We start from the raw sequence: 19,351 nt of genomic DNA on the forward strand, positions 1-19,351 counted from the left end.
CTGGCTAGGCGGCGTGCTCGGCCAGCAGGCCGGTCACGGGGGCCCATTCGGTGGTGCGCGTGCCGGCGATCACGCTGGCGGCGGCGAAGGGGTCCTGCTTGAGGATCCCGTTCAGTGCGTTTTCGTCGTCAGCCTTGAAGATGAGCAAGGCACCGGCTCCGTCGCCGTAGGGTCCGCTGGCGAGGAGTGCGCCTTCACTGGCCAGCCGGGCGGTCCATTCCCGGTGCGCCGGACGGGCGGCGTTCCGCGCTTCGGTGGACTCGGGGGCGTATACGTACTCAACAGCAAAAACAGTCATACGGATACCCTATCGCCCTGTCCGCCTGAGTTTGTATCCGGTTCAGTTGAGGAAGAGGACCCTGACACTGGCGGCAACCCCGGCGGCCCACAGCATGGAGGCCAGCGTGCCGATGATGAACCGCTCCGCTGCAACGGGTGTCTCCTTCAGTTCGGCGAAGCGCCCCAGGCCCTTGATTGCCACCACGTAGGCGATGGCCACGGGCTGGCCGGTGAGGATGGCCAGGCACACTGCCAGCCTTTCCAGGACGCCGATGATGGCACCGCCGCGCAGGATCCGCGTGCTGTGCGCCGGCGAACCGGCTGCCTTTCCCGTTTCCTCCCGGGTTTCGTCCGCCGCAACGGTGATCTCTCCGTCGACGGTCCCCCGGTCCGCCGTTACTTTGTCCGTCGCGTCCTTGTCGGATGTGACGTTGTCCACTGCTTTTTTGTCCACGGTGACGTCGGCGGAGGGATCGTCAGCCGACCCTTCGGCGGCCCGGTCGGCGGCAGCCCTGTCTTCGGCGGCCCTGGCCGCATCCGCTTTGTCGTCGATGGTCCGCGCCAGCCGGAACACCAGGGCCGTGACCGGCCAGCCGACGAAGCCTGCCGTCAGGAGGGCGAGCGTAATCCAGAGAGCGTTCACGTTTGTCCTTCCAGGACTGCGTCATGGGCGAGTGCCAGAAGCATCCCGGCGGCCGGCCTCGCCGCCCATTCTTCCTGCCAGCCGGACCTCAGCACGGAGCGGCTCACCGACTGCTCCGTGATTCCAAGTTTTGCGGCCGCAAGCTTCTGGGTGCCATGCCTGGCGGGCGTGTCCTGTTGCAGCACCCGAAGGGTGTCCACGACTTTCCACTGGGCGTCCGTACGGTCCTGCACCAGGCGCCCGATGAGACGGAGGACCGCCTCGGCGTTCGCGCAGGCCCGGATGCCGGGCTCGGCCGCCGGCAGCGGTGCGCCACCGCGGCGGAGACCGCCGGAAACCACGGACAACGGCACATGGGATGCAGCAGACTTGGCTTTCTCGACGGCCAGCCTGGCAGCAACGAACGCCGGCCCGGATCCTTCCCTCGGGCTCGCAGGCAGGGGGAGGTCAACGGCGCCCGCTCCGATTCCCACGTACCACTGGCCGCTCCGGAGGGAGTGAAGTGCAATTTCGACTACTTCCGCCGGCTGTTCCACCACGCCCTGGACTTCGTCGCCGACGGAGCGTTCGAAGCGGCCGCCGGTTGAGATGCGGTGCAGCTCAGCCAGCAGGCCGGGCACCCGGTCGCTATCTCCCGTGCTGCCCCGCTGGTCGATCGTGAGTACGTACATACCGCAAACATAATCGACTAATTGTCTGATATCAATCATTTTCGGCTGATTAATATAAATCAGTCAAAAAAGGCTGATTTTCGAATCTAAGCCGCTGGAAGCTGATTATCCAAAGAGATTTACCGGCTTGACGATGTCCGCGTAGATCAGCAGCGCACTCATGCCCATCAGCAGCGCGGCCACCACGTAGGTCACCGGCAGGAGCTTGGCGATGTCGAACGCACCGGGGTCGGGCCGGCCGAACATCTTGGCCACCCGCCGTCGGACGCCTTCATAGAGCGCCCCGGCCACATGGCCGCCGTCCAGCGGCAGCAGCGGGACCAGGTTGAACACGGCCAGCGCGAAGTTCAGGCCAGCCAGCAGCCCCACCAGCGCAGCGAGCCTGGACTGCAGCGGGACCTCTTCCATGGCGGCCACTTCACCCGCCACGCGGCCCACACCCACCACGCTGATGGGTCCGTTGGGATCGCGGGGCTCTTCGCTGAAGGCCGCCTTGGCCACACCCACCACCCGCGCGGGGAGGTTCAGGACGACGCCGGCCACCTGCTGGATGTTTTCCCCCGCCATGGGGAGAACGGACGACGCCGGCTGGGAGACCAGGGTGGTCTGGGCGCCGATCCCCAGGAAGCCGACTTCCTGGTACTGCAGGGTGCCGTTGGAATCAGTGGCCTGCCGGCCGTCCGCGCCGATGACCGGCCGGGCCGAGAGAGCGGGGGTCACCGTAGTGGTGACGGGCGAGCCGTCCCGTTCCACCGTGATGCTGACTTCCCGGCCGGCGGAGGCACGGATCCAGCCGGTGAGTTCGTCCCACTTGGTCACGGCCTTGCCGTCGAAGGACGTGATGATGTCATTGGGCTTGAGCTGTGCCGCAGCCGCGGGAGTGGGCTTGCAGTCGGCGGAATCCGGATCCACGGTCTCCCCGGCCTTGACCTGGCATTTGGAGACGTCCGCAATGGTGGTGGTGGGTGTGCTGATCCCGAATCCCATCAACAGCACTGCCGTCAGCGCCACGCCGATCAGCAGGTTCATGGCGGGACCGCCGAGCATCACGATGACCTTCTTCCACACCGGAAGCCGGTAGAAGACCCGCTTCTCGTCGCCGGGTCCCACTTCCTCGTGGGCCATGGAACGTGCCTCGGTGGCGAGGGTCTGGAACATCCCGGTGCTGGACGGACGCACGGTGCCGTCGTCCTTGTTCGGCGGGTACATACCGATCATGGACACGTAGCCGCCCAGCGGGATGGCCTTGACCCCGTACTCGGTCTCCCCCTTGCGCTTGGACCACAGTGTGGGGCCGAAGCCGATCATGTACTTGGTGACCCGCACCTTGAACAGTTTGGCCGGAACCAGGTGGCCCACTTCATGCAGCGCGATGGAGATTGCGATGCCGATCGCCACAAAGACGACACCGAGGATGAAGAGAATGACGGGACTCATGCTTAGATCTGCTGCTTCCTAGAGACTGCTCACTGCTAAACGTTCGTGGGTGCGCGCTCGTGCCCACGTTTCAGCATCCAGCACGGACTCAACTGTCAGCCCGGAAGATCCTGGGTGTTCGCTGAGCACCGCTTCGATAGTATCCACAATGTCCGTGAACCGGATCCGGCCGGAGTGGAAGGCCATCACGGCCTCTTCGTTGGCAGCATTGAAAACGGCGGGATAGGTGCTTCCCTGCTTGGCAGCGTCCTTGGCGAGCGCGACGGCGGGGAACGCCTCGGCGTCGAGCGGTTCGAAGGTCCAGCTGCTTGCCTGGGTCCAATCGCACGGCGTAGCCGCCTTCGGGACACGGTCCGGCCATCCCAGCCCGAGGGCGATGGGCAAGCGCATGTCCGGCGGCGAGGCCTGGGCAATGATGGAGCCGTCCACGAACTGAACCATGGAATGGACCACGGACTGCGGGTGGACAACGACGTCGATGCGATCCAGCGGGATGTCGAACAGCAGGTGCGCCTCGATCACTTCAAGGCCTTTGTTCACCAGGCTGGCGGAGTTGGTGGTGACCATCAGGCCCATGTCCCAGGTGGGGTGCGCCAAGGCATCCTGCGGCGAGACGTTGTGCAGTTCTTCGCGTGTCCTGCCGCGGAAGGGCCCGCCGGAGGCCGTCAGGATGAGCCGGTCCACCTCGGCAGCGGTGCCGGAACGCAGGCATTGTGCGATGGCCGAGTGCTCGGAATCCACCGGGACGATCTGGCCTTCGCGCGCGGCAGCCTTGACCAGGGCACCGCCGACGATCAGGGATTCCTTGTTGGCCAGTGCCAGGGTGGCGCCTGACTTCAAGGCCGCCAGCGTGGGTGCCAGCCCGATGGAGCCGGTGATGCCGTTGAGCACCACGTCCGCGTCGATCTCCGCAATCCTGGTGGAGGCATCCGGGCCGGTGATGATCTCGGGGCGGTAGCCGGTGACGCCGGCCGCACGGGCGGCGTCGTCGATCAGTTCCTGCAGGGCGGACGCATCGCCACTGGCGGTGCCCAAGGCCTTCGCCTTCGTGTGCACGGCCTGCCGGGCAAGGAGGCCAAGGTTGCCGCCGCCGGCACTCAGCGCCACCACCTCGAAAAGGTGCGGGGCGCCGTCGACGACGTCTATCGCCTGGGTGCCGATGGAACCGGTGGATCCGAGAAGAACGATTCTGCGTGGCTGCATCCGTTAAGTATCCCGCACGTGACTGGCCTCCCGGCGCCTGCGCGGCCTACCCGAAGGCCAGCTCCACCACGCCCTTGGTAATCGTGGATACGGCTCCCGTGTAGGCGATCACCACCACAATCCGGCGGACGGCCGCCGGCCGCACCCGCCCCGACAGCAGGTCGCCTGCGACGATTCCGAGCACCATGGCGACCAGGACCCCCAGCCATTGCCAGCCTTGGAGGGCGGGAACATGCCCGCCGGAAACGAAGTACTTGGTCAGCAGCGAGGACAGGCCCGTGGTGACGAAATAGGGCTGCAGGGTAGCGCCGAAGCTCTTCTGGTCCCAGCGCGTGGCAATGGCATAGGCAGTGATCGCCGGTCCGCCCACGCCGGCCGCGGCGTTCATCAGGCCGCTGGAAAACCCCAGGGACATCATGGGCACCGGCCCGCTGGCGCGCCAGGAACTCCGGGTCAGCCGCTGGGAAGCGAGCAGGGCGATGATGAGCAGCACACCGATGCAGATTTCCAGCGGCGCCTCGGGGACGTTGCTGGCGAGCCAGGCACCCGGGGCCACGCCCACCACCGCGGAGGCGGCCAGGCCGGCGTAGCGCCGCCAGTTGACGTGCCGCCACACCCGGGACAGGATCAGCAGCGACGACGCCGCGCCGCAGAGGTTGATGATCATCACCCCGTCAAAGGGGCCAAGCAGCACCACCAGGACCGGCGATACGAGGAGGCCGAAGCCGAGGCCTGCAATACGCTGGGCCATCGCCCCGGCGACAACAGCGATGAGCACCAGCGCAAACATGGTTCGATCCTAGTGCTGCGGCGCATTGACGCCGTGGACTGCAGGCGTAACGTGAACAACGTGGAGTGGACCGCATGGTTCGACGCGCCGGAGTATGAGTTCGCCCGGCAGGTGCTGCAGCGCGGCATTGCCACGATCTTCTTCGTGGCGTTCCTCTCCTGCCTCAACCAGTTCCCCGCGCTGCTCGGCGAGCGCGGCCTGCTCCCGGTCCCCGACTACGTGGACAGCTTCAGGCGGCGCCGGCGGCCCAGCCTGTTCCTCTGGCGCTACTCCGACCGCCTGTTGCGGTGGGTCTGCGGGAGCGGCATGGCCATCGCGGCCGCGATCGTAGCGGGGCTCCCCCAGCTCGGGCCGCCATGGCTGCCAATGATCGCGTTCCTGTCCCTGTGGCTGCTGTACATGTCGATCGTGAACGTGGGCCAGACGTTCTACGGGTTCGGCTGGGAAATGCTGTTGCTTGAAGCCGGGTTCATCGTGGCGTTCCTGGGTTCGGACCAGACTCCCCCGCCACGGACCATCCTGATCCTGCTGGCGTGGCTGCTGTTCAGGCTTGAGTTCGGTGCCGGGATGATCAAGATCCGCGGAGGCAGCGAATGGCGCGACCTGACCGCCCTGTACTACCACCACGAGACCCAGCCGATGCCCGGACCGTTAAGCCGCCAGGCGCACCTGCTCCCCAAGCCCCTGCACCGGATGGAGGTCCTGGGCAACCATTTCGCGCAGCTGGTGGTCCCGTTCTTCCTCTTCGCCCCGCAGCCGCTGGCCAGCATCGCCGCGGGCATCGTCATCTTTACCCAGCTGTGGCTCGTGGCGAGCGGGAACTTTGCCTGGCTCAACTGGATGGCCATCCTGCTGGCCTTCGCAGCCGTCAGTGATCCGGTGGCCCACGCGGTGCTGCCCGTTATCCCGTTGGACTGGCACGCATCCGGTTCCGGCGCGGGCGCCGGTGCGGGAGCAGGTGGTGCGCAGGCCCCCGTGTGGTGGCTCGCCGTCGTGCTCGCCGTGACGCTGCTCCTGCTGGTCCTCAGCTACTGGCCCGTCCGGAACCTCCTCCAGCACCGGCAGCTCATGAACGCCAGCTTCAACCGCTGGCAGCTGGGCAACACGTACGGGGCCTTCGGCACCGTGACCAAAATGCGGATCGAGATCGTGGTGGAAGGGACCCTCGACGCCGAGCCCGACGACGATTCCGACTGGCGGGAGTACGGTTTCCGCGGCAAGCCCGGGGACGTCCGCCGGCTGCCGCGCCAGTGGGCCCCGTATCACCTCCGGCTGGACTGGCTTATGTGGTTCCTGCCCCTCCGCACCGTGCACGAGGAGTGGTTCTACGCCTTCCTGGCCAAGCTGCTGGAAGCTGACGAGCCGGTGCTCCGGCTCCTGCGCCAGGACCCGTTCGACGGCGCCCGCCCCCGGTGGGTGCGTGTGCACAGCTACCTCTACCGCTTCGCGAGCCGTGCGGAGTACCGCGAAACAGGCCAGCGCTGGATCCGGACCCTGCTGTATGAAGCCATCCCGCCGCTGTCCCTCCCCCCGGGGCACCGACGGCACTGATGTCACACAGGTTTCAGGGCGTAGCGGCGCTCGGGACGGCCTGCACCGTACTTGAGCCGCACCTCCACCCTCGACTCGTCGTGAAGGTATTCGAGGTACCGGCGCGCACTGACCCGGGACAGGCCCAGCAGGTCGGCGACTTCGGCGGCCGCCAGGTCAGTGTCGGCAGTTTGGAGCACGTCGACCACCAGCCGGAGGGTTTCCGCGCTACAGCCCTTGGGGAGGCGGGGTTCGCTGCGCTCGCGCTCGGCAGTTTCCAGCCCGAAGACCCGGTTGACGTCCGATTGCTCAGCGACGTCCTTGGCGAGGTCCAGGCCCTGGTACGCGCTGCGGTAGTGCTCCAGGCGTTCCTGCAGGTCCGTCTGCGAAAACGGCTTGATCAGGTAGTGCACAATCCCGCCACGCAGCGCACGGCGGACTGTCTCCACCTCGCGGGCGGCACTGATCACCAGCACGTCCAGTTCCGGTGCCGCCTCCCGCAGCTTGGTCATGAGGTCCAGCCCGTTGATATCGGGCAGGTGGATGTCCAGCAGGACCAGGTCAGGCTGCAGGCGGGCGGTTTCGGCCATGGCCTGGGCCCCGGTATGGGCAACCCCGACGACGGCAAACCCCGGCGTGCGCTGGATAAAGCCGGCATGGACTTTGGCCACCATGAAGTCGTCGTCAACGATCAGGACATTGATCATGGCTTGGCCACCCTTCCTTTGGCCGGCATCCGTTTCAGCGGCGCCCTTTTCAATCGCGCGGTGAAGACCGCACCGCCGTCGTTTGCCACGGCAAGCTCTCCGCCGCCGCGCCGGCACACGACACGCGAGAGCGCCAGGCCAAAGCCCCTGCCGCCCGCGGGCCCCGGCTTTTTGGTGGTGAAGCCCTGCCGGAAGATTTCTTCGGTAGCCGCAGCATCGATGCCCGGGCCGGTGTCCCGGACGGTAACCACCACTTCCTCGGGACTGTCCTCGACAAGGACCCGGACAGACGCCTCCGCGGCCCCCGTGACGGCGTCGAGGGCGTTGTCCACGAGGTTACCCACCACCGTGGTCAGGTCCCGGGCGAGCTCGTCGTCAACCCGCTCCAGCGCAGACTCCGGGTCAAGCTGGAGGGTGACTCCCCGCTCTGTGGCGAGGCTGGACTTGGCGATCAGCAGGGCAGCCAGCGCCGGGTCCTGGATACGGCTGGTCACCTCATCGTTGAGCCTGGTCCGGTCCAGGGTGGCGCCATTAACGAACTGCACCACGGAATCGTACTCGCCGATCTGGATCAGGCCGGAAATGACGTGCAGCTGGTTGGCGAACTCATGGGCCTGCGCGCGCAGGGTATCGGTGGCGGTCCGGGTGGCGCCCAGTTCGCGCTCCAATGACGAGAGTTCGGTCCGGTCGCGCAAGGTGGTGACGGAGCCGATGTCGCGGCCGCGGGAACGGATGGGCACGCGGTTCAGCACCAGCAGGCGCTCGCCCACCAGCACCAGCTGGTCCGGACCTGGCTGCTCCCGGGTCAGGACGTCCTTCAGCGCAGGGTCCACCGGAAGGACCGCCAGGACCTTGCCTACGCAGTCCGCCGGCAGGCCCAGCAGTTCGCGGGCACTGTCATTGGCCACGGTGATGCGTTCGTGCGGGTCGAGAGCCACCACCCCCTCCTTCAGCCCATGCAGCATGGCCTCGCGGTTCTCCACCAGCCCGGTGATTTCGCTGGGTTCCATGCCCAGGGTCTGCCGCTTGACGCGGCGGGACAGCAGCAGCGAGCCTGCCACGCCCAGCACGCTGGCCACTCCCAGATATGTGAGCAGGTTGGGTACGGCGTCACCCAGCCGCTCCCAGGTGGACGGGTAGTCCCGGCTGATGGAGGCGATGCCGATCATTTTTCCGGCGTCGTCGAGGACCGGGACGTGGGCGGACAGTACCGGGGCGGCATTGCCGTCCACCACGCCGGTCCACGCCCGCCCCTCCATCACGTGGCTCTCGCCCAGCTCCAGCGGACGGCCCAGCATTCCGGGGTCCGAAGAGGCCACTACCGTGCGGTCCAATCTGGCAAGGGCCACTTGCGCGGATCCGGAGACGGTACGGACCGACTCCGCGACCGCCGGCAGGGCAGAGCCTCCGCGCGGCTCGGCAGAAGGCAGCAGTGCACGGACGGTGGGGTTGTTGCCCAGCGCTTCCGCGGCCGACAGGGCGCGGCGGCCTTCGATTCGTTCAAAGGCCGCAGCGGACTGTGCCAGGGAGATGGCGACGACGGCCACAAGGACGGCCAGGACAATCAACAACTGCAGGACCAGGTATTGCCCGGCGAGGGACATTCCTCTTCGTCGAGTCACGTGCCGTCTTTCCTATTTTCTGAGTGCCGGTTCAGCCGGCTTCGTGAAAACAGAGGCCGGAGTGCGTCCGCGGGGCTCCCGATCCGCCGCGATGCGCTGAACTATACCCCACCCCGGAATGCCGGTACCCGGCCGGGTTTCCACAGCAGGCTCCGCGACGGTTGAGAACCGGAAACGTGAACGAAATGAACTTAACTTTCTCTGCGTACACAAGAGTGATGCCCGTCACTTTCGGGCCTAGCATCAAATCACCAGTCAGTTTTGCTGACCTGCTTTACCGAGAACTTTACTGAGAAGAGGAACACCATGCGCCAGATCCGCGCATTGCGAATTGCCGCCGTCGCCGCCGGCATCGCCCTGATGGCCACCGGCTGCGGTGCCACGGGAAAGAGCTCCACCGGCGGTGCCACCTCCGGCGCCCCTGCCGGCCCGCTGACCGGCCTCCAGATCATGGTCCCCAACACCCCCGGCGGCGGCTACGACACAACTGCCCGCGTCGCGGCCAAGGTTCTCGACGACGAGAAGGTCGCCACCAACACCGAAGTGTTCAACCTCGCCGGCGCAGGCGGAACCGTGGGCCTGGCCCGCATCGTCAACGAAAAGGGCAACGGCGACCTCGCCATGCTCATGGGGCTGGGCGTGGTGGGTGCGAGCTACACCAACAAGTCCGAATCCAAGCTGACGGACACCACGCCGCTGGCCAAGCTCATTGAAGAGCCCGGCGCCATCATGGTCAACAAGGATTCGCCCTACAAGACCATCAATGACCTGGTCACCGCTTGGAAGGCCAACCCCGGCTCCATCAGCGTGGGCGGAGGCTCCTCCCCGGGCGGCCCCGACCACCTGCTGCCCATGCAGCTCGCCGGAGCCGTGGGAATCGACGCCACCAAGGTGAACTTCGTCTCCTACGACGGCGGCGGAGACCTCCTCCCGGCCATTCTGGGCAACAAGGTGGGCTTCGCAGCCTCCGGCGCCGGCGAGTACCTGCAGCAGATTCAATCCGGCGAGGTCCGCGTACTGGCAACCAGCGGCGAGGAACGGCTGGACGGCGTGGATGCCCCCACCCTGAAGGAGTCCGGCATCGACCTGGTGTTCACCAACTGGCGCGGCATGGTGGCCCCTCCGGGAATCAGCGACGCCGACAAGGCCAAGCTCATTGCGGCCCTCGAAAAGATGCACGGCACCGAGGCCTGGAAGGAAGCCCTCAAAACGCACAGCTGGTCCGATGCGTTCCTCACGGGCGATGAGTTCAAGGCGTTCCTGACCGAGCAGGACAAGCGGGTGGCGGACGTACTCACGAAGCTTGGCCTGACGTGAGCTCTTCACCAACTTTGGCTTCGCGGCTCAAAGGCCGCTCCGAGCTGGGGGTAGCCCTCCTGCTCGGAGCGGCGGGCGTCCTGGTCCTCGTGGACGCCATTGCCCTGGTAACCCCGTACTCCCAGTCGGATCCGGTGGGACCAAAGACCCTGCCGTACCTCGTGGCCGGTTTGCTGATCGTCTGCGCGATCATGTTGGCAGTCAACGTGCTGCGCGGCGGGCAGGGCGAAGCCGAAGGCGGGGAGGACGTGGACCTCACGCACCCCGCCGACTGGAAGACCGTCTTGCCCCTGGTGGGAGCCTTCGTCGCCAACATCCTGCTCATCGACTGGGCGGGATGGGTGATCTCGGGAACTGTCCTGTTCTGGGGCAGCGCGTGGGCCTTGGGAAGCCGGCACTACATCCGTGACGGCATCATTGCCTTGGCCCTCTCCGTGCTGACCTTTTACGGCTTTTACCTGGGCCTCGGTATTCCGCTGCCCGCCGGCCTCCTGGAAGGGGTTCTCTGATGGATGTCTTCTCCTCCCTGATGGATGGCTTCGCTACCGCCCTGACCCCCATGAATTTCCTCTACGCCGTCATCGGAGTGCTTCTTGGCACCGCCGTCGGTGTACTCCCGGGCCTGGGTCCGGCCATGACCGTTGCCTTGCTGCTCCCGGTCACCTACGCCTTGGAACCCACCAGCGCATTCATTATGTTCGCCGGCATCTACTACGGCGGCATGTACGGCGGCTCCACCACCTCCATCCTGCTTAATACGCCAGGCGAATCCTCCTCGGTGGTCACAGCCATTGAAGGCAACAAGATGGCGAAAGCCGGAAGGGCCGCGCAGGCCCTGGCGACAGCGGCCATCGGCTCGTTCGTGGCCGGCACCATCGGCACCGCCCTGCTCGCAGTCTGCGCGCCGATCGTGGTGAAGTTTGCCGTCAGCCTTGGCTCGCCGAGCTACTTTGCCATTATGGTGCTTGCACTCCTGGCGGTGACCGCCGTCCTTGGATCATCCAGGCTGAGAGGCTTTGCCTCCCTGGGCCTGGGGCTTGCAATCGGCCTGGTGGGCATCGACTCCGTGACGGGCCAGCGCCGGCTCACGTTCGGCCAGCCCCTGCTGGCTGACGGCCTGGACATCGTGGTGGTTGCAGTGGCCATCTTCGCCGTGGGCGAGGCACTGTGGGTTGCCGCGCACCTGCGCCGCAACCCGCTGCAGGTCATACCGGTAGGCCGTCCGTGGATGGGCAAGAAGGACTGGAAACGGTCCTGGAAGCCCTGGCTCCGCGGAACGGCGTTCGGTTTCCCCTTCGGCGCGCTTCCGGCCGGCGGGGCCGAGATCCCCACGTTCCTCTCCTATGTGACCGAGAAGCGCCTCAGCAAGCACCCCGAGGAGTTCGGCCACGGCGCCATCGAGGGTGTGGCCGGGCCCGAAGCAGCGAACAACGCTGCCGCCGCCGGAACCATGACACCCCTGCTTGCCCTGGGCCTGCCCACCAACGCCACTGCCGCCGTGATGCTGGCAGCGTTCACTTCCTACGGCATCCAGCCGGGGCCGCAGCTGTTCGCGAGCCAGGGGCCGCTGGTGTGGGCCCTGATCGCGAGCCTGTTCATCGGCAATTTCCTGCTCCTGCTCATCAACCTGCCGCTGGCACCGCTGTGGGCCAAGCTCCTGCAGCTGCCCAGGCCCTACCTCTACGCAGGGATCCTGTTCTTCGCCACGTTGGGCGCCTACTCGGTGAACCTTCAGGCATTCGACCTGGTCATCCTACTGGCGCTCGGCGCCCTGGGGTTCATGATGCGCCGCTTCGGGCTCCCGGTGCTGCCGCTCATCCTTGGCGTGATCCTGGGGCCGCGGATCGAAGGCCAGCTTCGGAAGACGCTGCAGCTCAGCGCGGGCGACCCCGCTGGCCTCTGGAGCGAGCCGATCGCCGTCGGAATCTACATCCTCATCGCGCTCATCCTGCTGTGGCCCCTCCTGTTCAAGCTGGTCCGCCGGAACCGCCCGGCCGCCACGCCAGCAGGCATCCCGGTGCAGTCCGGCTCGTCAGCGCCGAGGGACGCCACCGGCAGCCACAGCCACAGCTCCCGCAGCGGCGGTGAGCCCAGCGACGGCGACGGCGACGGCTAGTTCCCCAGGCACCGCCCACCACCGGAACACACCAATCTGGAAGTACAGATAACACAGACGAAAAGGAGACACCATGACCATCGTTGTGGGCTACGTTCCAACACCAGAGGGCGAAGCCGCCTTTGACCAGGCGATCAAGGAGGCACGGAAGGCGCAGTCCAAGCTGGTGGTCATCAATTCCTCCCGCGGCGACGCCCTGGTGGACAAGCGCTATGCCGGGGAAACCGAAATCGAGGGCATCGACCAGCGTCTCGGCAAGGAAGGCATCGAGCACATCATCCTCCAGCCGGTTCGCGGCCACGACGCCGCCATTGAGGTCCTGGAGGCGGCGGAGGCACACCAGGCCGACCTGATTGTGATCGGGCTGCGGCGGCGCACCCCCGTCGGCAAGCTGATCATGGGCAGCACCTCCCAGCGGATACTCCTGGAAGCGGACTGCCCGGTGCTGGCGGTAAAGGCGGGCTAAGCGATACAGCTGAATAAGCAGAGGCCGGGCGTCTTACGACTCCCGGCCTCTGCTTTGGTTCAGCACTGGTATTACTTAATGCCTGTTCCCGGCGGCGCTCCCCAGCGGGCTGCCTTAGCGGACTGCCCGCCGCAGGGTGGATTCCGCGTGCTTCAGGATGGGCCCGTCGATCATTTTTCCGTTGAACTGGAACACGCCGCTCCCGGCTGCAGCGGCAGCCTCCAGGAGCTCTTTGGCCGCGGCGACGTCCGATTCCGCGGGTGCGTAGGCGCCCCGGACGACGGCAACCTGGTTGGGGTGGATGCAGGCCTTGGAACCGAATCCCGAGGCGACGGCGTCGCGTGACTCGGCGGCCAGCCCTTCGAGGTCGGGAATGTTGACGTACACCGAGTCGATGGCCTCTTTGCCGAAGGCCCCGGCTGCCAGCAGTACGGTTGACCTGGCGTGCAGCGCCACTGCCCGGTAGCCGCCGTCGTCGTTCCGGCTGGAGGTCCCGCCGAGGGAAGCGAGCAGGTCCTCGGCACCCCACATCAGGCCCACCACGTTGGGTTCGGCGGCGATGGCGGCGGCGTTGAGTATGCCGGCGGCCGTCTCGCACAGCGCAATGACGCTGTAGCCCTCGAGCGCCTTGAGCTGGCCGGGGTTTTCGGCCTTGGCCAGCATCACGTGGCGGTACGGGGTGTGCTTGAGGCAGTGCAGGTCCTTCTCGAACTCGTCCGTTCCGGCCGGGTTGATCCTGATGATGGTGCGGCTGGGATCCAGCTCCGGAACGTCGCCGGTGGCACCAAGCTGGGCAAGGATGGCGCCGCGGGCACGCTGCTTGTCAGCCGGCGCGACGGCGTCCTCCAGGTCCACGATCACGGCGTCGGAACGCTCAGCGGCCTTCTGGTAACGCTCGGGACGGTCGGCGGGACAGAACAGCAGGGCGGGACCCATCAGGAAAGTCATGCTTAGATTGTCCTCTTTTCGGCGCTTTCTTTCTGCCCGGTTTCTTCCTCGGCAGCTGCGTGCGCCTCCCGCGTCCACATCAGGCAACTGCGTGTGGCCAGAGCCACCACCACGCCGTCCTGGTTCCGGCCTGTGTGCTGCATGGTCACAATTCCCTGCCCGGGCCGCGAGGACGACAGCCGTTTGCCCGTGATGACGGTCTCCGTGTACAGGGTGTCACCGTGGTACAGCGGGTGCGGAAAGGACACATCGGTCAGTCCCAGCTGCGCGATGATGGTCCCCTGCGTCAGCTGCGGCACGGACTGCCCCACCACCGTGGCCAGCGTGAACATCGAGTTCATCAGCCGCTGGCCGAAAGGCTGCCCGGCGCTCCAGGCCGCGTCGAGGTGCAGCGCCTGGGTGTTCATGGTCATGGTGGTGAAGAGGACATTGTCCGTTTCGGTGACCGTCCGGCCCGGCCGGTGGGCGTAGACAACTCCATCTTCCAATTCGTCGAAGTAGAGGCCGCGCTGTTCAATCACGCGGGGCGTACCTTCCGGGTTGCCCGCCGTCATACGGTCAGTTCCTGGTCTTCCTCGAAGAGCTCGGCGCCGGTGGCCGCGGCGACGTCTTCGGCGGTGACGTTGGGAGCCAGCTCCCGCAGTACCAGCCGGGACGAGCTGCCCTCGGTGACCACGTCGATGACGGCGAGGTCGGTGATGATCCGGTCCACGCACCCTTTGCCCGTCAGCGGCAGCGTGCACTTCTCCACGATTTTCGGATTTCCGTTGCGGTCCACGTGCTCCATCATTACGATCACCTTTTTGGCCCCGAACACCAGGTCCATGGCACCGCCCATACCCTTGACCATCTTGCCGGGGATCATCCAGTTGGCCAGGTCGCCGTTCTGCGCCACTTCCATGGCGCCCAGCACGGCCACGTCCACGTGCCCGCCCCGGATCATGCCGAACGAGGCTGCGGAGTCGAAGAACGCGGCGCCGCTGTTGACAGTGACGGTTTCCTTGCCGGCGTTGATCAGGTCCGGATCCACCTGGTCCTCGCCGGGGTACGGCCCGACGCCGAGGATGCCGTTTTCCGAGTGCAGGACCACTTCGACGCCGGCCGGAATGTAGTTCGGGATCAGCGTCGGCATCCCGATACCGAGGTTGACGTACTGCCCGTTGTGAAGTTCCAGGGCCACGCGTGCGGCCAGTTCATTGCGGGTCCAGCCTTTGGTCTCCGGACCGGTGTCCTCGGGATGCCCGACGGCGGACCGCCGGTATTCGTGGCGGACGGCCTCGGGGCGGGGAGGGGCTCCCGGTGTGGTGTTCGATTCCACGGCTATGCTCCTGCCTGCTCAGTTGCTTGCTGGCCAGTCCCCCGGGAGGGGTTGCCGGCGGCGGCCACTGCGACCGTCCGCTTCTCAATGCGCTTCTCGCCCTGGGGCGCGACGACCACCCGTTGGACAAAGATGCCGGGAACGTGGACGTGCTCCGGATCCAGCTCGCCGGGCTCCACCAGCTCCTCGACCTCCGCGATGGTGATCCGTCCGGCCATGGCGCACAGCGGATTGAAGTTCATGGCCGTGGCGTGAAAGACGAGGTTTCCGTGCCGGTCGCCCTTCCACGCGTGAACGAGGCCGAAATCCGGGGTCAGCGATTCCTCCAGCACATAGTCGGCGCCGTTGAAGGTGCGGACTTCCTTGGGCGCGGAGGCGATGGCGATGCCGCCGTCGGCGTCGTATTTCTGCGGCAGGCCGCCGTCGGACACCTGGGTACCCACGCCGGCCGGTGTGTAGAACGCCGGGATGCCTGCCCCGCCGGCGCGCAGTTTCTCCGCGAGCGTCCCCTGCGGGGTCAGCACCACCTCGAGTTCGCCGGAAAGGTACTGCCGGGCGAATTCCTTGTTCTCCCCGACATAGGAGCTGATGGTGCGGCGGATCCGGCCGTCCTTCAGCAGGATCCCCAGCCCCCAGTCGTCGACGCCGCAGTTGTTGCTGACGGTTTCCAGGTCCCGGGTTCCGTGCCGGTGCAGTGCATCGATCAGGGCCACGGGAATGCCGCACAGTCCGAAACCTCCGACGGCGAGTGACGCGCCGTCGGGGATGTCGGCCACCGCGGCCTCGGCGCTGGCAACAACCTTGTCAATCATCGTCGATCCTTCCTGGTTACGCTCCCTGCCGGGCTAAAGGCCGAGTTCGCGGGCAATCAGCATCAGCTGCACCTCGGTGGTGCCCTCCCCCACTTCAAGGATCTTGGAGTCGCGGTAGTGGCGTGCCACAGTGAATTCGTTGATGAAGCCATAGCCGCCGAACACCTGGGTGGCGTCCCGCGCGTTGTCCATGGCTGCCTCACCTGCGACCATCTTAGCGATGGCCGCCTGGGTCTTGAACGGCTTCCCGGCAAGCATGCGCGCGGCGGCGTCGTAGTACGCCAGGCGTGCCGTGTGGGCGCGGGCCTGCATGCGGGCAATCTTGAAGGCGATGGCCTGGTACTTGCCGATGTTGTGGCCGAAGGCGCTGCGTTCCTTGGCGTATTTCACGGACAGGTCCACGCAGCCCTGCGCCGCCCCCGTGGCCAAGGCTGCGATGGCGATGCGGCCCTCGTCCAGGATGGAGAGGAAGTTCGCGTAGCCGCGGCCCTGCTCGCCCAGGAGGTTCGCCTCAGGGACGTGGACGTCCTTGAGCGTGAGCGGGTGCGTGTCCGAGGCGTTCCAGCCCACCTTGTTATACGCCTTCTCCGCCTTGAACCCGGGCGTGTTGGTGGGCACCAGGATGGTGGAGATTTCCTTCTTGATGCTGCCGTCCTTGCGCTCGTGCTTGGCGGTTACGGCCGTCACGGTGACCAGGCGGGTGATGTCGGTTCCGGAGTTGGTGATGAACTCCTTGTTGCCGTTGATGATCCAGGTCTTTTCGCCTCCGAGGACCTCGAGCCGGGCAGTGGTCTTTGTCCCGCCCGCGTCCGAACCGGCTTCCGGTTCCGTGAGGCCGAAGCCGGCGAGCGCCTTGCCGGAAGCCAGGGTCGGCAGCCATTCCTCCTTCTGGGCGTCGGTGCCGAACCTGTACACGGGCATGGCGCCAAGGGAGACGCCGGCTTCCAGGGTGATGGCCACGGACTGGTCCACCCGGCCCAACTGCTCCAGCGCCAGGGCCAGCGCGAAGTAGTCCCCGCCCATGCCGCCGAATTCTTCCGGAAAGGGGAGGCCGAAGAGGCCCATGTCGGCCATCTTGGAGACGACCTCGTACGGGAAGCTGTGTTCTTCGTCGTGTTTTGCGGAAACCGGGGCCACCACTTCGTCGGCGAATTCGCGGACGGTGTTGCTGAGGTCCTGGTATTCCTCGCTGAGCTCAAAATCAGCCATGTTGGGACTTCCTTGTCTTGACTTTGTCACGGGTCTGTCGGGTGTGGTGAATGGTTTTGTTGCGGGGCGGGCTAGTCTCCCGCGCCCATGGCGATGACGGATTCCTCCACCGCGTCCTCCGCCACGGGCGGGCCGGGTACGTGGACAGTGGCCAGCACCTGGTCTGCCTTGACCAGGTCGCCTGCCTTCGCGCTGATGTGTACCGTCCCGTCCTGGGGAGCCACCAACTGGTGTTCCATTTTCATGGCCTCCACGGAAAGGAGCACCTGTCCTTCATCCACGTGGTCGCCGTCGCTGACGGAGACGGACACCACTGTCCCCGGCATGGGTGAGCGGACCTGGGGGTCGGCCGCGCCTTCCTCACGCTGGGTCGCTGCAAGGACGCGGGCCAGCCGTGTCTCGCGGGTGAGGACCTCGAGCCGGCAGGACCAGCCGTCGTTGCCGAGGAAGAGTTCCGTGGGAAGGCCCGGCTCCGGGTTGCTCCAGTCCGGCGTGGCGGGGCCGCTGTAGACCGGGGCAAACGAATAGGCCCTCGCCTGCCCGTCCAGTGTGACCTCGGCACGGCGGCGGCTTGAGAAGTCCACGGAGGCGGTCCGCCACGGGCCGCCGTTCACCGACACGGCCGGCTCACCCGCTCCCCCCGCGCCTGCGGCTGTCTGCCGCAGCGCCACCGTGGCGACACCGCCATCGGGCGTTCCCAGGCTGATCCTGCGCGGCGCGTGCCCACCGGGCCGCCACCCGTCTTTCCGTTGCCACACCCCCGCAGGAGGTTCGTGCCTCACCTGCTCCGCTTCGCGCGCTGCAACGAACAGGGCGGCGGCAACAACCTCGACGTCGCCTACGCGGCGGAAAGCGAAGTCCGGCATCTTGCGCTCGATCAGCCCGGTGTCCAGGCGGCCGGCGCGGACGTCGGCGTCGTTGATGAGCAGGCGCAGGTATTCGACGTTGGTGTCCACGCCCAGCGCCGTGTACCCGGCCAGCGCCGCGTCCAGCGTGTCGAGGGCAGCCGTGCGATCCTTGCCCCAGGAGATGACCTTGGAGATCATCGGGTCGTAGCTGGAGGAGATCTCCAGTCCCTCGAGCAGCGCCGAGTCCACGCGCACTTTGCCATCTGCGTGAGCGGGGAGTTCGTCCAGCAGTCGCACGGTTCCGGTGGACGGCAGGAAGTTCCGCTCCGGGATTTCGGCGTAGACGCGTGCTTCCACGGCATGGCCGGTAAGCTCGACGTCGTCCTGGGCGACGGTGAGTTCCTCACCGGCGGCGATCCGCACCTGCCATTCGACCAGGTCGATCCCGGTGACCATCTCGGTGACCGGATGCTCCACCTGCAGGCGGGTGTTCATCTCCATAAAGAAGAACTCGTCCGGGGCGTTGTCCGAGACCAGGAACTCCACGGTTCCGGCGCCGCTGTAGTGGACGCTGCGCGCGGCATTGCAGGCGGCCTCGCCGATCCGCGCCCGGGTGGCGCCGCCGTCGTTCAGCGAATCCAGCAGCGGCGACGGTGCTTCCTCAATCACTTTCTGGTGGCGGCGCTGCAGCGAGCACTCGCGCTCCCCCAGGTGGATGACGTTGCCGTGGTTGTCAGCCAGGACCTGCACTTCGATGTGCCGCGGGGTGAGCACGAGCCGTTCCAGGAAGAGGGTGTCGTCGCCGAAGGCGCTGGCTGCGACCCGGCGGGCGGTGGCCAGCGTGGCTTCCAGCTCCCCGGGGCCTTCCACAACATGCATGCCCTTGCCGCCGCCGCCCGCGGACGGTTTGATCAGGAGCGGGAAGCCGACACCGGCGGCGGCCTCGATCAGCTGCGCGTCCGTCATCCCGGGCTCGGCTATGCCCGGGACCACCGGGACGCCGTAGCCGGTGACGTGGTTCTTGGACCGGATCTTGTCGCCCATCACGTTGAGGGATTCGACGCCGGGGCCAATGAAAGTGATGCCGGCCGCTTCGAGGGCGCGGGCGAAGTCGACGTTCTCACTCAGGAAGCCATAGCCGGGGTGCACTGCTTCGGCGCCGGTTTCGCGGCAGGCCTGGATGATGGCCTCGATCTTGAGGTAGCTCTCGGCGGCGGCCCCCGGGCCGATCCGTACGGCGACGTCTGCTTCGCGCACGTGGCGGGCACCGGCGTCGGCGTCGCTGTACACCGCCACCGAACGGATGCCCAGGGCACGCAGGGTGCGGATCACGCGGCAGGCGATTTCGCCGCGGTTTGCAACGAGGACGGTGTTGAACAGCGGCTTCTGCCGGTGTGTGGAAAGAGTGGTCGGCGAAGAATCGGTCATGGCTGGC

At 66.5% G+C, this 19,351-nt stretch carries 19 protein-coding genes; 5 read left to right on the plus strand and 14 right to left on the minus strand.

The features are described from left to right. Positions 1-4: 4 nt before the first annotated feature. The 6 genes from J7I79_RS11680 to J7I79_RS11705 all read right to left on the minus strand — a co-directional run bounded on the left by J7I79_RS11680 (position 5) and on the right by J7I79_RS11705 (position 5,023). On the minus strand, positions 5-298 hold the full coding sequence (locus tag J7I79_RS11680) for a YciI family protein (protein ID WP_104172518.1): 294 nt from the start codon (positions 296-298) through the stop codon (positions 5-7). A 42-nt stretch (positions 299-340) separates the two neighbouring features. Further along, positions 341-922, minus strand: a complete 582-nt coding sequence (locus tag J7I79_RS11685) for a hypothetical protein (protein ID WP_214953312.1) — start codon at positions 920-922, stop codon at positions 341-343. Further along, positions 919-1,593: a MarR family transcriptional regulator gene (locus J7I79_RS11690; protein ID WP_214953314.1), complete on the minus strand. Its 675-nt coding sequence runs from the start codon at positions 1,591-1,593 to the stop codon at positions 919-921. The genes J7I79_RS11685 and J7I79_RS11690 overlap by 4 nt, the downstream gene beginning before the upstream one ends. Positions 1,594-1,698: 105 nt before the next feature. Beyond that, the gene (locus tag J7I79_RS11695; RefSeq protein ID WP_214953316.1) at positions 1,699-3,030 is read right to left on the minus strand and encodes an RIP metalloprotease; all 1,332 of its coding nucleotides are present in this window, start codon (positions 3,028-3,030) and stop codon (positions 1,699-1,701) included. An 18-nt stretch (positions 3,031-3,048) separates the two neighbouring features. Further along, entirely contained in the window at positions 3,049-4,233 is a 1,185-nt protein-coding gene (gene dxr, locus J7I79_RS11700; protein WP_214953318.1) for a 1-deoxy-D-xylulose-5-phosphate reductoisomerase, read from the minus strand. 46 nt (positions 4,234-4,279) lie between these two features. Further along, complete coding sequence (locus J7I79_RS11705) at positions 4,280-5,023, minus strand: sulfite exporter TauE/SafE family protein (protein ID WP_214953320.1); 744 nt, start codon at positions 5,021-5,023, stop codon at positions 4,280-4,282. A gap of 60 nt (positions 5,024-5,083) precedes the next feature. On the opposite strand from J7I79_RS11705, the gene J7I79_RS11710 reads away from it, so the two are divergent. Next, positions 5,084-6,574: a lipase maturation factor family protein gene (locus tag J7I79_RS11710; RefSeq protein WP_214953495.1), complete on the plus strand. Its 1,491-nt coding sequence runs from the start codon at positions 5,084-5,086 to the stop codon at positions 6,572-6,574. Positions 6,575-6,576: 2 nt separating this feature from the next. Here J7I79_RS11710 and J7I79_RS11715 read toward each other — a convergent pair whose 3' ends face one another. Together J7I79_RS11715 and J7I79_RS11720 are read right to left on the minus strand one after the other, a co-directional pair. Next, positions 6,577-7,260 carry a response regulator gene (locus J7I79_RS11715; RefSeq protein ID WP_214953322.1) on the minus strand — a complete coding sequence of 228 codons (684 nt, stop codon included), beginning with the start codon at positions 7,258-7,260 and terminating at the stop codon, positions 6,577-6,579. Then, entirely contained in the window at positions 7,257-8,864 is a 1,608-nt protein-coding gene (locus J7I79_RS11720; protein ID WP_214953497.1) for a sensor histidine kinase, read from the minus strand. The genes J7I79_RS11715 and J7I79_RS11720 overlap by 4 nt, the downstream gene beginning before the upstream one ends. Before the next feature lie 324 nt (positions 8,865-9,188). Between J7I79_RS11720 and J7I79_RS11725 the strand changes: the two genes are divergently transcribed. The 4 genes from J7I79_RS11725 to J7I79_RS11740 all read left to right on the plus strand — a co-directional run bounded on the left by J7I79_RS11725 (position 9,189) and on the right by J7I79_RS11740 (position 12,781). After that, positions 9,189-10,199: a tripartite tricarboxylate transporter substrate binding protein gene (locus tag J7I79_RS11725; protein WP_214953324.1), complete on the plus strand. Its 1,011-nt coding sequence runs from the start codon at positions 9,189-9,191 to the stop codon at positions 10,197-10,199. Next, the gene (locus tag J7I79_RS11730) at positions 10,196-10,708 is read left to right on the plus strand and encodes a tripartite tricarboxylate transporter TctB family protein (protein ID WP_104172527.1); all 513 of its coding nucleotides are present in this window, start codon (positions 10,196-10,198) and stop codon (positions 10,706-10,708) included. Before J7I79_RS11725 ends, J7I79_RS11730 begins: the two co-directional genes overlap by 4 nt. Beyond that, entirely contained in the window at positions 10,708-12,315 is a 1,608-nt protein-coding gene (locus tag J7I79_RS11735) for a tripartite tricarboxylate transporter permease (protein WP_214953326.1), read from the plus strand. Before J7I79_RS11730 ends, J7I79_RS11735 begins: the two co-directional genes overlap by 1 nt. A gap of 73 nt (positions 12,316-12,388) precedes the next feature. Next, the gene (locus J7I79_RS11740; protein WP_104172529.1) at positions 12,389-12,781 is read left to right on the plus strand and encodes a universal stress protein; all 393 of its coding nucleotides are present in this window, start codon (positions 12,389-12,391) and stop codon (positions 12,779-12,781) included. A 114-nt stretch (positions 12,782-12,895) separates the two neighbouring features. On the opposite strand, the gene J7I79_RS11745 is transcribed toward J7I79_RS11740, so the two are convergent. The 6 genes from J7I79_RS11745 to J7I79_RS11770 all read right to left on the minus strand — a co-directional run bounded on the left by J7I79_RS11745 (position 12,896) and on the right by J7I79_RS11770 (position 19,344). Further along, a complete protein-coding gene (locus tag J7I79_RS11745) occupies positions 12,896-13,729 on the minus strand; it encodes a CoA ester lyase (protein WP_214953328.1) in 834 nt (277 codons plus the stop codon). 2 nt (positions 13,730-13,731) lie between these two features. Then, positions 13,732-14,283 (minus strand): MaoC family dehydratase, encoded by a 552-nt coding sequence (locus tag J7I79_RS11750; RefSeq protein ID WP_214953330.1) that lies wholly within the window; start codon positions 14,281-14,283, stop codon positions 13,732-13,734. Further along, positions 14,280-15,047, minus strand: coding sequence for a CoA transferase subunit B (locus tag J7I79_RS11755; protein ID WP_311380568.1), 768 nt, complete (start codon positions 15,045-15,047; stop codon positions 14,280-14,282). The genes J7I79_RS11750 and J7I79_RS11755 overlap by 4 nt, the downstream gene beginning before the upstream one ends. A 2-nt stretch (positions 15,048-15,049) precedes the next feature. Continuing rightward, positions 15,050-15,859 (minus strand): CoA transferase subunit A, encoded by an 810-nt coding sequence (locus tag J7I79_RS11760; protein WP_104172533.1) that lies wholly within the window; start codon positions 15,857-15,859, stop codon positions 15,050-15,052. Positions 15,860-15,892: 33 nt separating this feature from the next. Further along, positions 15,893-17,068, minus strand: coding sequence for an acyl-CoA dehydrogenase family protein (locus tag J7I79_RS11765; protein WP_214953331.1), 1,176 nt, complete (start codon positions 17,066-17,068; stop codon positions 15,893-15,895). Positions 17,069-17,139: 71 nt separating this feature from the next. Further along, a complete protein-coding gene (locus tag J7I79_RS11770) occupies positions 17,140-19,344 on the minus strand; it encodes a biotin carboxylase N-terminal domain-containing protein (protein ID WP_214953333.1) in 2,205 nt (734 codons plus the stop codon). Positions 19,345-19,351 lie beyond the last annotated feature (7 nt).

Origin of the sequence: Arthrobacter sp. ISL-69 (genome assembly GCF_018613775.1) — a bacterium.
GTDB lineage: Bacteria > Actinomycetota > Actinomycetes > Actinomycetales > Micrococcaceae > Arthrobacter.